Source organism: Arthrobacter sp. SE2 (assembly GCF_058244265.1).
The window spans coordinates 15390-28074 of the sequence record NZ_JBZAYA010000013.1; the positions used below are offsets into that span (position 1 = coordinate 15390).

General features: G+C 64.1%; 14 protein-coding genes. 5 read left to right on the forward strand and 9 right to left on the reverse strand.

All coding sequences use genetic code 11. The features are described 5' to 3' along the window. Positions 1 to 53 precede the first annotated feature (53 nt). From cysS to AC4CS3_RS17115, 4 genes are all read right to left on the reverse strand, one after another. Positions 54 to 1517 (reverse strand): cysteine--tRNA ligase, encoded by a 1464-nt coding sequence (cysS, locus tag AC4CS3_RS17100; protein ID WP_490784440.1) that lies wholly within the window; start codon positions 1515 to 1517, stop codon positions 54 to 56. A 78-nt stretch (positions 1518 to 1595) separates the two neighbouring features. Further along, positions 1596 to 2096, reverse strand: coding sequence for a 2-C-methyl-D-erythritol 2,4-cyclodiphosphate synthase (gene ispF, locus AC4CS3_RS17105; protein ID WP_490784523.1), 501 nt, complete (start codon positions 2094 to 2096; stop codon positions 1596 to 1598). Between the two features lie 23 nt (positions 2097 to 2119). Continuing rightward, positions 2120 to 2902, reverse strand: a complete 783-nt coding sequence (gene ispD, locus AC4CS3_RS17110) for a 2-C-methyl-D-erythritol 4-phosphate cytidylyltransferase (protein WP_490784441.1) — start codon at positions 2900 to 2902, stop codon at positions 2120 to 2122. 213 nt (positions 2903 to 3115) lie between these two features. Then, positions 3116 to 3598, reverse strand: a complete 483-nt coding sequence (locus tag AC4CS3_RS17115; RefSeq protein WP_011690592.1) for a CarD family transcriptional regulator — start codon at positions 3596 to 3598, stop codon at positions 3116 to 3118. 295 nt (positions 3599 to 3893) lie between these two features. Between AC4CS3_RS17115 and AC4CS3_RS17120 the strand changes: the two genes are divergently transcribed. After that, positions 3894 to 4475, forward strand: a complete 582-nt coding sequence (locus AC4CS3_RS17120; RefSeq protein ID WP_490784524.1) for a hypothetical protein — start codon at positions 3894 to 3896, stop codon at positions 4473 to 4475. Between the two features lie 100 nt (positions 4476 to 4575). On the opposite strand, the gene AC4CS3_RS17125 is transcribed toward AC4CS3_RS17120, so the two are convergent. Beyond that, the gene (locus AC4CS3_RS17125) at positions 4576 to 5256 is read right to left on the reverse strand and encodes a response regulator transcription factor (RefSeq protein WP_059388662.1); all 681 of its coding nucleotides are present in this window, start codon (positions 5254 to 5256) and stop codon (positions 4576 to 4578) included. Further along, positions 5253 to 6458 (reverse strand): sensor histidine kinase, encoded by a 1206-nt coding sequence (locus AC4CS3_RS17130; RefSeq protein ID WP_490784525.1) that lies wholly within the window; start codon positions 6456 to 6458, stop codon positions 5253 to 5255. Before AC4CS3_RS17130 ends, AC4CS3_RS17125 begins: the two co-directional genes overlap by 4 nt. A gap of 206 nt (positions 6459 to 6664) precedes the next feature. Here AC4CS3_RS17130 and phoU point away from each other — a divergent pair, with 206 nt between their 5' ends. Further along, the gene (gene phoU / locus AC4CS3_RS17135) at positions 6665 to 7318 is read left to right on the forward strand and encodes a phosphate signaling complex protein PhoU (RefSeq protein ID WP_490784442.1); all 654 of its coding nucleotides are present in this window, start codon (positions 6665 to 6667) and stop codon (positions 7316 to 7318) included. 74 nt (positions 7319 to 7392) lie between these two features. Here the strand turns inward: phoU and AC4CS3_RS17140 are convergent, their stop codons facing one another. Then, positions 7393 to 8139 (reverse strand): phosphoglyceromutase, encoded by a 747-nt coding sequence (locus AC4CS3_RS17140; RefSeq protein WP_234752528.1) that lies wholly within the window; start codon positions 8137 to 8139, stop codon positions 7393 to 7395. Between the two features lie 129 nt (positions 8140 to 8268). On the opposite strand from AC4CS3_RS17140, the gene AC4CS3_RS17145 reads away from it, so the two are divergent. Beyond that, positions 8269 to 9081: a class I SAM-dependent methyltransferase gene (locus tag AC4CS3_RS17145; RefSeq protein ID WP_490784443.1), complete on the forward strand. Its 813-nt coding sequence runs from the start codon at positions 8269 to 8271 to the stop codon at positions 9079 to 9081. Between the two features lie 76 nt (positions 9082 to 9157). On the opposite strand, the gene AC4CS3_RS17150 is transcribed toward AC4CS3_RS17145, so the two are convergent. Then, the gene (locus AC4CS3_RS17150; RefSeq protein ID WP_234758806.1) at positions 9158 to 9496 is read right to left on the reverse strand and encodes a DUF2516 family protein; all 339 of its coding nucleotides are present in this window, start codon (positions 9494 to 9496) and stop codon (positions 9158 to 9160) included. Between the two features lie 10 nt (positions 9497 to 9506). After that, on the reverse strand, positions 9507 to 10691 hold the full coding sequence (locus AC4CS3_RS17155; RefSeq protein WP_490784444.1) for a trans-sulfuration enzyme family protein: 1185 nt from the start codon (positions 10689 to 10691) through the stop codon (positions 9507 to 9509). 138 nt (positions 10692 to 10829) lie between these two features. On the opposite strand from AC4CS3_RS17155, the gene tmk reads away from it, so the two are divergent. Both tmk and AC4CS3_RS17165 read left to right on the forward strand, forming a co-directional pair. Further along, the gene (gene tmk, locus AC4CS3_RS17160; RefSeq protein ID WP_490784445.1) at positions 10830 to 11510 is read left to right on the forward strand and encodes a dTMP kinase; all 681 of its coding nucleotides are present in this window, start codon (positions 10830 to 10832) and stop codon (positions 11508 to 11510) included. Continuing rightward, positions 11507 to 12655, forward strand: a complete 1149-nt coding sequence (locus AC4CS3_RS17165) for a DNA polymerase III subunit delta' (protein ID WP_345451290.1) — start codon at positions 11507 to 11509, stop codon at positions 12653 to 12655. Before tmk ends, AC4CS3_RS17165 begins: the two co-directional genes overlap by 4 nt. Positions 12656 to 12685: the final 30 nt, after the last annotated feature.

Here is a 12685-nt window from a genome sequence, read left to right on the forward strand (position 1 = left end):
ACGTCTGCAATCAAGTCTACTGAATCAACTTAAATCGGGACGACGGCGCTTTCTCAATCCCTCCTGAGACTCCAGCTGGCTCCATCGGCGCCATCCTCGACGGCGATACCGGCTGCCGCGAGAGTGTCGCGGATCGCGTCGGAAGCCGCCCAATCCTTGTTCGCCCGTGCCTCGGCGCGAGCCTGCAACTGGGCTTCCACGAGGACCTCAAGGGCCTGGGCAGTCTCGGAGTTCTCCTGGACTTCGCCGCGGACGTCGTTCAGTCCAAGCACGGTGGTCATGGCCGTCACGGCCTGGAGCGCCTGCTCGGCCCCGGCGTCGTCTCCGGACGCCAGAGCGGTGTTCCCCGCCCGGACAGTCTCATGCAGCGCGCCGAGGGCCTGCGGGACGTTGAGGTCGTCATCCATGGCAGCAGCAAAGGCACCCGGAACGGGGCTCGACTCAGGGTGCGCGGCGAAGTTGCCACCGAACTTCTTGGAAGCCTTCGCAACAAAGCCGTAGATCCGCTCTACTGCCGCCGCAGCCTCCTGGAGCGAGGTGGGCCGGTAGTCCAGGATGGAGCGGTACTGCGCCTGGCCAAGGTAGTACCGGACAACCCGCGGACTGGCGAGCTCGAGCATTTCCGAGGGGCTCACTGTATTGCCCACGGATTTGGACATCTTTTCGCCCTCATACGTGACCATGCCGTTGTGCAGCCAGAAATTGGCGAATCCGTCACCCGCGGCCTGCGATTGCGCCATCTCGTTCTCGTGGTGCGGGAAGCGGAGGTCCAATCCGCCGCCGTGGATGTCGAACTGCTGGCCCAAGTACTTCGTGGCCATGGCGGAGCATTCAAGATGCCAACCCGGCCGGCCCGTTCCCCACGGCGAAACCCAGCTCGCCGTCGTCGGCTCCCCGTCCTTGTAGCCCTTCCACAGCGCGAAGTCGCGCGGGTCGCGCTTCCTGCTGCTGAATTCAGGCTCGACGTCGGCGGCTCCCTGCATGTCGTCGATGTTCTGGCGGGTCAGCGAGCCGTACTTGCTCCAGGAGCGGACGTCGAAGTAGACGTCCCCGGAGTCGTCCAGCGCAGGGTAGGCATGGCCGCGGTCGATGAGCCTTTGAATGAGGGCATGCATCTCCGGGATATGGCCGGTGGCACGAGGCTCATAGGTGGGGCGGGAAACGCCCAGGACATCGTAGGCCTGCTCGAATTCCTGCTCGTAGCGGTAGGCCAGGGCCCACCACTCTTCCTCGGCCTTGGCTGTGGGTTCCTCGGCCCAGTCCGGTCCGAAGGACTGCGCCGACTTGGTGAGGATCTTGTCGTCGATGTCCGTGACGTTGCGGACAACAGTGACACGCAGGCCCCGGTATTCAAGCCAACGGGTCAACTGGTCGAAGGCGATCGCGGAACGGACATGCCCCACGTGCGGCATCCCCTGCACCGTGGCACCGCAGTAGTAGACGCTGGCCTTGCCGGCTTCAAGGGGAACGAAGTCGCGGACTTCGGCGGATGCAGTGTCGTAAAAGCGCAGGGTCACCGCTCCAGATTAGCGGATGCGCACCCTCTGGCTTCGTTGCGCACCATCCATCCCTGTTTAGGGGCTATTTGGGCGCTATCATCTTTGGGGCGCTGCCGGCACGGCATATACGAGGGCCGTGGCCACAGCGGAGATGCCCTCTCCCCGCCCCGTGAAACCCAGGCCATCGCTGGTGGTTGCCGTGACGCTGACGGAAGCTCCTGCGGCTGCGCTGAGGACACGCTGCGACTCCTCACGCCGCGGCCCGAACTTCGGCCTGTTGGCAACGAACTGCACTGCCACGTTCCCGATTTCGAAACCGGCGGCGCGAACGATCCTGGCCGCCTCCCCCAGGAGTTTTACTCCGGACGCACCTGCGAATTCGGGACGGTCGGTACCAAAATGCGTGCCGAGATCACCAATGCCGCAAGCGGAGAAGAGTGCGTCAGCGGCGGCATGGGCGACGCAATCGCCGTCGGAATGCCCGGAAAGTCCGCGCTCCCCCTCCCAAAACAGCCCGCCGAGCCATAGCGGCTGCGGATCGCTGTCAGGTGCGTAAGCGTGCACGTCCACCCCGATGCCTGTGCGCGGCAGAATCATGGCCACGTTCTCCGAGTCTGCCATCAGCCTTCAACCCAGCGGACTCCGAGCGGCCCCTCCAACAGGCCTTCGGCAATGATGAGATCCAACGGCGTGGTGATCTTCAGTGACTGGCTGGCACCGCGGACTGCGTGGACCGGCACGCCCAGGAGCTCGACCAGCATGGCGTCATCCGTGACTGCCGCCGACTGCTCGTCGTCGAACGTCGCGGCCGCCGCGTGGGCGCGCAACAAAGTCTCAAAGTCGAATCCCTGCGGAGTCTGCACTGCACGAAGTTGTTCGCGCGGGGCGGTGCCGGTGACGATCTCCGGCGCGATTCCGGCGTCGTCACCGTCAGTTTCCGCAACCATCTTGACGGTATCCACCACCGGAATGGCGGGGATGACCGCTTTGGCGCCGGACGAGAGCGCCACGGCAACCCGGTGGAAGACCCGCTCGGGAGTCAGCGCACGCGCGGCGTCGTGAACCAGCACAGCGCGCGTTCCTTCGAGGACCGCCCCAAGGGCGGCGCGGACCGAATCGGCGCGGGTGGATCCGCCGTCGACCACTGTGATCAGCGGACCGTCAGCGCCAAGCTCTTGCCGGAATTCCTCGCAAAGCTCGCGCAGCTCCAGGTCCCCTGCGGGGACGGCCACGCAGATCTGGCGGGCAACGTCCGCCGCCGCGACGCCGCGCAGGGCATGGGTGAGGATCGTTTCGCCGCCCAGCGGAACTTTCGCCTTGGGCATGCCGTAGCCAAGCCGCTCCCCGGAGCCTGCCGCAACGACGACGACGGCGGTGGCCTCGCGCTGGGATGGTGTAGTCATGCGCCCAAGCCTACGTGGTGCCCACCCGCCCAACTAGCTGGCAGCAAGTGTCGTTTTGGGCGCCCAGAACGACATCTACTGCATGGGCCCACGCCGCCAGGGTTCCCTGGCCGAGCTTGCGAGACGAGGGGGGCGGTGGGGACAGTTGGGCTTTCGGGCAAAAGGAAACCCCGGCAGCAGGTTGCTACCGGGGCTCAAATCTTTGAATCTCTGTTAGGAAGCCAGAACTTCGTCGAGAACGCTTGCGGCCTTCTCTTCGTCGGTCTTCTCAGCCAGTGCCAGTTCTGAAATCAGAATCTGACGGGCTTTGGCCAGCATTCGCTTTTCACCTGCGGAAAGGCCGCGATCGTGATCACGGCGCCAAAGATCGCGGACGACCTCTGCAACCTTGATGACGTCGCCGGAAGCAAGCTTCTCCAGGTTTGCCTTGTAGCGACGGGACCAGTTGGTGGGCTCTTCAGTGAACTCGGCACGGAGAACGTCAAATACGTGCTCCAAGCCTTCCTTGCCCACTACGTCGCGGACCCCAACAAGGTCTACGTTTTCTGCTGGAACTTCAATGGTCAGATCACCCTGAGCCACCTTGAGCTTGAGATACATTTTCTCTTCGCCCTTGATAGTGCGCATCTTGATTTCTTCAATTTTTGCTGCACCGTGGTGAGGGTAAACTACTGTCTCGCCGACCTCAAAAACCATGTGGACTTTCCCCTTTCCCGCAGACCAGTTTATCACGCTTAAGGCATACGATTGGCACGGAAAGGGGTCCTGAGCCCAGTAAATACGCGGAAAATGGCCTTTTCGGCCCTCCGGCACCCTCTTGACGGGAGGGCATAAAAGTGCATTGGACGCAGCGTTCCGGATGACCCTACTCCTTCTGGAGGGCCGCCACAATGGTGATCGGAATCCTTGTTCCTGCTAGTTTGCCGATAGGCTATGGCTGAAAAGTGTTCCAATGACTCTTAGAGGAGTACGTGTCGTGCGCATTACTGCGATGAACCGTGTCCAGCGCGGCAAACTGGCGATGGCGGCGGCCGCCATCAGCATCGGTCTCTTGTCCGTGACCGGCTGTGGCTATATCAACCCCCAGCAGACCAACGAGCAGTATTCTCCGTCTGACGGCGTCAGGGAAGACCTCGGTCCGCTTCAGCTGCGCAACATGCTCATCGTCTCCACGGATGCCAACAAGCCGGGACGCGTCATCGGTGCCGTGTTCAACACCTCCTCGAGCGATGCAACACTGACCATCAGTGGCGCCGGCGGGTCACAGGCGACCATTCCCGTCAAGGCCAAGTCCCAGACCTACCTCAACGAGACCACGGACGCCGCAGTTCTGAGCACGAGCGGCGGAGCCCCGGGCTCTGTGGTTTCCGTGACCATCAAGACCGGCTCCGATTCCAGGACCGTGCAGTTCCCGGTCCTGGATGCTTCGTTGAAGGAATACGCGAAGTACCTCCCCACCGCTTCCGCTTCTCCGAGCCCCTCGGTCAGCGGTTCCACCACCCCAAGCAGCGGTTCCACCGGCTCAAGCAGCAGCGCGACCCCGACGCCGAGCGCAAGCGCCACCGGCCACTAGGCGGCCAGCGGCCGGCGTCGCTCGGGTCGGCAACACGCTGGATCCTCGAAGACAAAAAGGAAGGGCTCCCGATGGGAGCCCTTCCTTTTGCTGTAGCTTCCTACGGCTCGAACTTGTAGCCCAGGCCCCGAACCGTCACGAGGTAGCGGGGAACCGAGGGGTCCGGCTCGATCTTGCTGCGCAAGCGCTTCACATGGACGTCCAAGGTCTTGGTGTCGCCCACGTAGTCGGAACCCCAGACGCGGTCGATCAGCTGTCCGCGGGTGAGCACCCGGCCCGAATTGCGAAGGAGCATCTCGAGGAGTTCGAATTCCTTCAGCGGAAGCGATACCTGTTCGCCGTTGACGCTCACGACATGCCGCTCGATGTCCATGCGCACCGGACCGGCCTGCACGGTGGATGTGATGAGTTCCTCCGGCTCGCCTTGCCGGCGCAACACAGCACGCACCCGCGCCACGAGTTCCCTGGAGGAGTACGGCTTGGTGACGTAGTCGTCCGCGCCGAGCTCCAGGCCAACCACCTTGTCGATTTCCGAGTCCTTGGCCGTCAGCATGATGACCGGGACGCTGGAACGCTGGCGCAGTTGCCTGCAAACCTCAGTGCCAGGGGTCCCCGGAAGCTGCAAGTCCAGCAGCACGAGGTCGGCCCCGTTGCGGTCGAACTCCACCAAGGCGTCACTGCCGTTGTCCACAACCTGGACATCGAAGCCTTCCTTGCCCAATAGGTAGGACAGGGGGTCGCTGAATGACTCTTCGTCCTCCACGATCAGAATCCTGCTCAAGCGCCAGCTCCTTGCTCTAGGGCGCGCACAGCGCCCGTCGATTGAATCACGCTTCGGGGCTTCGCCCCGGCGTCGTCGTCCTCCTGGCCTTCCATTTCCGGAAGGCGGATGGTGAAAGTAGAACCTTGGCCGGGCTGGGACCAGACGGTGACCTCGCCGCCGTGGTTGGACACCACGTGCTTGACGATACTCAGGCCCAAGCCTGTTCCCCCGGTCTGCCGGGACCTCGCCGCATCCACGCGGTAGAAGCGTTCGAAGATGCGTTCCTGGTCTTCGGGGCTGAGACCCTCGCCCTGGTCTGTGACGGAAATGGCCACCACGCCCTCTTTGGCGCGGACCCCCACTCCTACACGGGTGTTCTCCGGCGAATAACGAATGGCATTGTCGATCAGGTTCCGTAGGGCGGTCACCAACAGGTCCTGGTCACCGAACACCATTGTTTCCGAGCGCCCGCCGACCACGATCTTGATGTTCTTGAGCTCGGCCGGGAGCTGCGAGCGGTCCACGGCCTCGGCGATCACCGTATTGATATCCACGGCGTGCCCTTGCTGTGCCACGTTGGCGCCCTGAAGCCGGGACAGCTCAATGATGTCCTGCACCAGCGCGGCGAGTCGCGTCGATTCCTTGTGCATTCGCTTCGCGAAGCGACGCACGGCTTCTTCGTCGTCCGGGCTTGCCTCGAGCGCTTCCGCCAGCAGGGAGATGGCGCCCACTGGCGTCTTGAGTTCATGCGAGACGTTCGCGACGAAGTCGTTGCGGATCTCTTCGGTACGGGTGATTTCGGTGCGGTCATCGGCCAGCAGGACGATATATTCCCACCCGAGCATGGCTGCCCGCACCTGCACCACGATGGTTCCCTTGCCCAGTGGGCCGCGGGGCAACTCGTACGTCTCTTCCAGGATCACGCCGTCGCGCCGGACCTTTGCGGTCATGTCCAGCAACTGCTTGTGCACCACCGTGTGGCCTCTCACGAGGCCGTACGCGTAGGCCGCGGGACTGGCCCGGACCACGCCGTCGATCGCGTCCACCACAACGAAAGCGCGCCCGACGACCGACAGCACTTCCGCGGCTCCCTCCGGAAGCAGCGGCTCGGTGACGTCGAGGTCCACGATCTTCCGCTGCCGTTCACTAAGCCTGAACGCGAGCACGCCAAAGACGCCGCACGACAGGCCGACGAGACCTGCGATGACACCGATGAGCACTGGATCCACGGATCTAGCTTATGCGCTCAAAACACTGCAAAATATGGAACGGACACCAAACCGCCCCGATTCAGCTAACGTTCACCTAAAGGTGCGCAATCGTTCATTGACCACTGCCACCCTTACTAGTTGGACCGTAGTTAGCTGTGATGATTTTCGCGCCGCCAGAAGGGTGCGGAGGAGATTTCCAAGGAGAGGACGCCACCGTGCGCAAGGTTTTTCAGGAGGAGCTCATCCAGGTCGGTGAGGACCTCATCGAGATCTCAAAACTGGTCACTGAGGCGATCCAGAACGCGACCACTGCATTCGAAGGTGCCGACGTAGATCTCGCCCAGGATGTCATTGCCGCCGATGCCCGGATTGACTTCCTGCAGAACGGCCTCGACGAACGGGCCATCGATATCCTGGCCCTCCAGGGCCCCGTGGCAAGCGATCTCCGGATGATTGTCGGTTCCCTGCGGATGAGCGCATCCCTCGAGCGCATGGGTGACCTCGCCCGGCACGTGGCCCAGCTGGCCCGTTTGCGCTACCCGGCCACGGTCATCCCCGAGCAGCTCACGGCAACGTTCAAGGACATGGCCCGCCTTGACCTCGAAATCGTCCAGAAGGTTACCCTGCTCCTGGAATCCCGCGACCTGGAAGTTGCCCGGGACATCCTCAAACTCAACATCCGGGTGGACGATCTGCACTTGAGTGTCTTCAGGGCCATCGCCGCTCCCGCCTGGGCCGAGACTGCCGCCACCACGGTGGATGTGGCCCTTGCCAGCCGCTACTTCGAGCGCTTCGCCGACCACGGCGTCTCCGTTGCCCGCAAAGTGACCTACCTGGTCACCGGTGAATGGCAGCCTGAAGGCTTCTAGCCAGTCTTTATAAACAACGACGGCGGCCGGCCCACCTCGCAAGGTGGGCCGGCCGCCGTCGTTCGCTCAAAAAGCTATTTCTTGCCCTGGGCAGCTACAGCCTTGATGGACTCTGCCGCAGCCTCGGGGTCGAGGTAGGTTCCACCCGGGTTGATCGGCTGGAAGTTCTCGTCCAGGTCGTAGACCAGCGGGATGCCCGTGGGGATGTTCAGGCCGGTTATGTCTTCGTCGCTGATGCCGTCCAGGTGCTTGACGAGAGCGCGCAGGGAGTTGCCGTGGGCCGTGACCAGGACCGTCTTGCCCGCTTTGAGGTCTTCCTTGATGTCGGACTCCCAGTACGGCAGGAGACGCACGAGGACGTCCTTGAGGCACTCGGTGCGAGGCAGGGCGTCGCCGAGGCCTGCGTAGCGCACGTCGTTCACCTGGGAGAACTCGCTGTCATCGGAAAGGGCAGGCGGCGGGGTGTCGTAGCTGCGGCGCCATTCCATGAACTGCTCTTCACCGAACTCGGCGAGGGTCTGGGCCTTGTCTTTGCCCTGCAGCGCGCCGTAGTGACGCTCGTTGAGGCGCCAGTCACGCTTCACCGGGATCCAGCCGCGGTCGGCCTTGTCCAGGGAAATGTTCGCCGTGTTGATGGCCCGCTTGAGCAGGGAGGTGTACAGGATGTCCGGGAGAATGTTGTTCTCGACCAGGAGCTCTCCGCCGCGCGCTGCTTCCTCGCGGCCTTGGTCGTTCAGGTCGACGTCCACCCAGCCGGTGAACAGGTTCTTGGCGTTCCAGTCGCTGTGGCCGTGGCGCAGCAGAATCAGCTTGTAAGTCATGGTTTTCATCCTAAGCGATCATGCCTAGCTGTTGCCGGGCGTTACGTCGCAACGCGGGGTCACTTAGCGCCGGTGTTTGTGGGCCGGATGGGCCGTAAGTGACCCCGCGTTGGAGGATAAAGTGGGACGGTGGTGCAAAAAGCGGAGCGGGTGCAGGGAAGACGCGGCAAACCCGTCGGCAACATCACCAGGGGCACCACCAATCCCAACCGCATGCGCCGTCTGGACCGCTGGTTGGCAGGCCCGCAGGGATGGCGGCTACGCTCCGCCGTCGACCCCTTGGTAGTGGACCTGGGCTACGGCGCTTCCCCGGCCACCGCCGTCGAACTCTTCGAAAGGCTGCAGGCAGTCCGCCCCGATGTCCGCGTGTGCGGGATCGAGATCGAACCCGAGCGCGTCCGGGTCGCGAGATCCCTGGAAAGGCCCGGGCTCAGCTTCCACGTGGGCGGTTTCGAGGTTCCTGTTCCAGGCAATCCCGTGTTGGTGCGGGCCTTCAACGTGCTGCGGCAATACGAGGAATCGGATGTGGCCGGGATCTGGGCGCTGGTGCAGTCGCGGCTGCCACCGCAGGGATTGTTCATCGACGGTACGTGTGACGAAATCGGCCGCAAGGTGACGTGGGTTGCGTTGGATCCAAACGGGCCGCTGAGCCTGAGCCTGTCCATGCGGTTCGGCGGTTTCGAACTGCCCTCCGACGTGGCCGAACGCCTGCCCAAGGCACTCATCCACCGCAATATCCCGGGGGAACGCATTCATGCTTTCCTGAATGCGCTGGACCAGGCCTGGTTGGAAGCCGCACCGCTCGCGTCCTTTGGCAGCAAGCAGCGGTGGACCGCTATGTGCCAATCAATGCGCGACGCCGGTTGGCCCCTTCAGGACGGAACGTCGCGCTGGCGCCTGGGTGAACTTACCGTCGACTGGTCAGCGGTGGCCCCGGCTTAGTTGGCCGCGGGCGGGCCGGGGCCCACACCGGCGAGGGCCCCGGCCTGAGCTTGCGAAGGCTGGGAGCCGGTGGGGATCACCAGGGACCGTACGGCCCCTGGTTCCGGCCGCTGTTCCCGATTTCCTTCACCGCAGGACGGACGTCCGCCAAATAGACACACGCTGCCGTGACGGCTGCGATGCCAAAGATGCCGAAGCCACCGCCGCCACCGAGGAGGGAAAGGCCGCCAATCACCGCGGCGACGCCGGTCAGGGCCAGCCAGAAGGTCTTGGTGCGCTTGGATGCCGCTTCAAACGACGAGGGTTTGTGGCGCAGGCAATCGACCAGCGCCCACAGCTCCAAAGCGAAGGCAACCAGTCCCAGAATGAACCAAATCCCATTCTGGATGTTTGAAATCAAAATTTTTCCGTCCACGCCCACAAGCCTAGCGGTCAAGCGACTTGAGCGCTTGCTCCAAATCCGCCCAGAGGTCTTCGACGTTCTCGATCCCGACGCTCATCCTGATCAGGTTGTCCGGCACGCTGAGCGGTTCGGCGGTGTGCCGGCGTCGGCGTTCGATGAGGGATTCGACCCCGCCCAGCGACGTCGCGGGGATCCACAACCGCAATGCACGAACCAGTTGATCTGCTGCGTCGGCACCGCTGCGGATTCCGTCTCCGGCCAACTGGATGCACAGGATGGAGCCGAACCCCTTCATCTGGGACTTGGCACGCTCATGGCCGGGATCGGTGGGCAGGCCCGGGAAGCGGATGGACTCGACGCGCGGGTGGGTGCTCAGCCGCTCGGCCAACGTCGCGGCAGAAGCTTGCGAGCGCTCGATCCGGAGTGCCAGCGTGCGCAGGCCTCGGAGCGCGAGCCACGCCTCGAAGGGGCCCGCGATGCCGCCGTGGATGATCCGGTGGTGAAGGAGTTCCGCGCGCAGCTCCGCATTCGAGGTCGCCAAAGCGCCGAGTACGACGTCGGAGTGTCCAGCCAGGTATTTGGTCACCGAATGGAGCACGACGTCGGAGCCCAGGCTGAGGGGCTGCTGAACGAGCGGGGTGGAGAAGGTGTTGTCCGTGACCACGATGGCACCGGCTTCATGGGCGGCGGTGGCCAGTGCCCGTACGTCGGCGATGCCGAGCATGGGGTTGGTGGGGCTTTCAATCCACAGCATGCTGGCGGGTATTCCATCGGCGGGGGCGAGCTGCGCCTTGACGGCGTCGGTGTCCGCGATATCAACGGTCCGCAGTTCAAGGATGCCCTTGGCGGCGAGTTCGGTGGCCATGACGAGCGATCCTGCGTAGCTGTGCGTGGGCATGACCAGGACACCGCCGGCAGGCACGAGCGACAACGCGGAACTCACTGCGGCCAAGCCCGAGGCATAGAGCAAACCGGGCAGCTCGGCTCCTTCCAGCTGGGCCAGTGCTTCCTCGAACGGATCCCACGTGGGGTTCGCATAGCGTCCGTAGCCGCGGTCGCCGTCGCTCAGTGCTCCTGTGCCGAAATACGTGGAGGACAGAACGATGGGCGGGTTGACGGGTTGGTCATGGCTTCGTTCGGGACGGCCTGCCGCCACCACCACAGTGTCAGGGGACAGATCTGCGGCATGTTCTCGGGAAAGACTCATTGCCCCAGCCTACGGCGCGGGGCGCGGGCGTTGGAAAGGTGTTACGGCTCCGTCCCGTCGAGCGGCAGGTTCGGTCCCGCGCAGGTGGGCAAGCGTCGTCGTCGGGCACTGTCAGAGTTCCTCTGTACGCTTAGATCCGTGACTACGCAGCGCCTCAAGCAGGACCAGAGCCCTACGCCGGACCAGCGCCCAGGACTCTTCATCGCCTTCGAGGGCGGGGATGGCGCCGGCAAGTCCACGCAGGCCGCCCGCCTGGCTGCATCGCTTGAGTCCCTCGGCTTTTCGGTGCTGCGCACCCGCGAGCCGGGGGGCACGCCGATCGGCGAGAAGCTGCGTTCCTTGGTGCTGGACCACGGCCACGGCACTATCGACCCCCGGACCGAAGCCCTGATGTTCGCCGCATCCCGGGCTGCCCACGCAAGCCAGGTCATCCGCCCGACCTTGGCGCAGGGTTCTGTGGTGATCACGGACCGCTATATCGACTCCTCCGTCGCTTACCAGGGTGCCGGCAGGGACCTCGGGACCGTCGACGTCAGGCGGCTCAACGAATGGGCCACCGAAGGCCTCGAGCCGGACCTGACAGTGCTCCTGGACGTCCACCCGGGCGATGGCCGGGACCGCAGAACTGCCGGAGACGCTGCCGAGGACCGGCTCGAGTCGGAACCGGACGATTTCCATGCCCGCATCCGTGCGGCGTTCCTGGAACTGGCGGAGGCCCACCCGGAGACGTACCTCGTGCTGCCCGCCAAGGACGCCGTCGAAAACCTCGCCGCGCAGATCCTCCGGCGTGTGCAGGACTTGCTCGGGAGCCGCGCATGAGCGTCTGGGACGAGCTCCAGGGCCAGGCGCCCGTCGTCGCACAACTGCGCGCCGCCGCCCAAGGCGAAGGCCTCACGCACGCATGGTTGTTCACCGGACCACCGGGTTCAGGCCGTTCCAACGCGGCCAAGGCATTCGCCGCGGCATTGAATTGCGAACAGGACGATGTCGCACTTCGCGGCTGCGGCGAATGCGCATCGTGCCGGACCATCCTGGGCGAAACCCACTCCGACGTGACCTTTGTCCGCACGGAGAAGGTCACCATCACCATCGACGAAGCCCGCCAGTTGGTGTCCAAGGCCGGCGACCGGCCGGCGACCGGCCGTTGGCGCATCATCGTGGTGGAAGACGCGGATCGCATGGCCGAACGCACCACCAACGTGCTCCTCAAGGCCATCGAAGAACCAACGCCCCGGACCATCTGGATGCTGTGCGCGCCGTCGCCCGCCGATGTGCTGGTCACCATCCGCTCTCGTTGCCGCCCGGTGAGCCTCCGGATTCCACCGGCTGCCGACGTAGCCGCCCTGCTGGTGAAGCGCGACGGCGTCGACCCGGCCATTGCGGACAGGGCCGCCCGCGCCGCCCAAAGCCACATCGGAATTGCGCGTCGGCTGGCCCGCGATCCGGAAGCCAGGGAACGCCGGATGGAGACTGTCCGTTTCCCGCTGGGCCTGCGGGGCGTCACTGCTGCCGTGATGATGGCCGAAAAGCTGGTCAAGATCGCAACGGATGAGGCCAACAGCTCCAACGACGAACGCGACGCCGCCGAGAAGGTCGCCCTGCTCGCGAGCCTGGGCGCTCCGGAGTCGGGCACCCTGCCGCCGTCGATGCGCAGCCAGGTCAGGCAGCTTGAAGACGACCAGAAACGGCGTGCCAAGCGCTCCATCACAGATTCCCTCGACCGCACGCTGACCGATCTGCTGTCCTTCTACCGGGACGTCCTGGTCATTCAGCTGGGGAACGCCGTCGAGTTGGTCAACGTTGAACTCAGGAGTGAACTGGAGGGCTACGCGGCCAGCTCCACGCCAGAGATCACCTTGGCGCGCATGGATGCCATCAACAAGGCGCGAGTGCGGATCACCACGACCAACGTGGCACCGCTGTTGGCCGTCGAGTCCATGGCGAGCAGCCTGATTCAGCAATAGCCGGATAGTTTAGAAGTTTAGAAATACAGC

What these genes read in the sequence shown, in the direction of transcription:
- ispF (WP_490784523.1), bottom strand. Translation starts at nt 2,096, where the DNA reads ATGATTCTGCCGCGCACAGGCATCGGGGTGGACGTGCACGCTTACGCA.
- ispD (WP_490784441.1), bottom strand. Translation starts at nt 2,902, where the DNA reads ATGACTACACCATCCCAGCGCGAGGCCACCGCCGTCGTCGTCGTTGCG.
- AC4CS3_RS17115 (WP_011690592.1), bottom strand. Translation starts at nt 3,598, where the DNA reads ATGGTTTTTGAGGTCGGCGAGACAGTAGTTTACCCTCACCACGGTGCA.
- AC4CS3_RS17120 (WP_490784524.1), top strand. Translation starts at nt 3,894, where the DNA reads ATGAACCGTGTCCAGCGCGGCAAACTGGCGATGGCGGCGGCCGCCATC.
- AC4CS3_RS17140 (WP_234752528.1), bottom strand. Translation starts at nt 8,139, where the DNA reads ATGACTTACAAGCTGATTCTGCTGCGCCACGGCCACAGCGACTGGAAC.
- AC4CS3_RS17155 (WP_490784444.1), bottom strand. Translation starts at nt 10,691, where the DNA reads ATGAGTCTTTCCCGAGAACATGCCGCAGATCTGTCCCCTGACACTGTG.
- AC4CS3_RS17165 (WP_345451290.1), top strand. Translation starts at nt 11,507, where the DNA reads ATGAGCGTCTGGGACGAGCTCCAGGGCCAGGCGCCCGTCGTCGCACAA.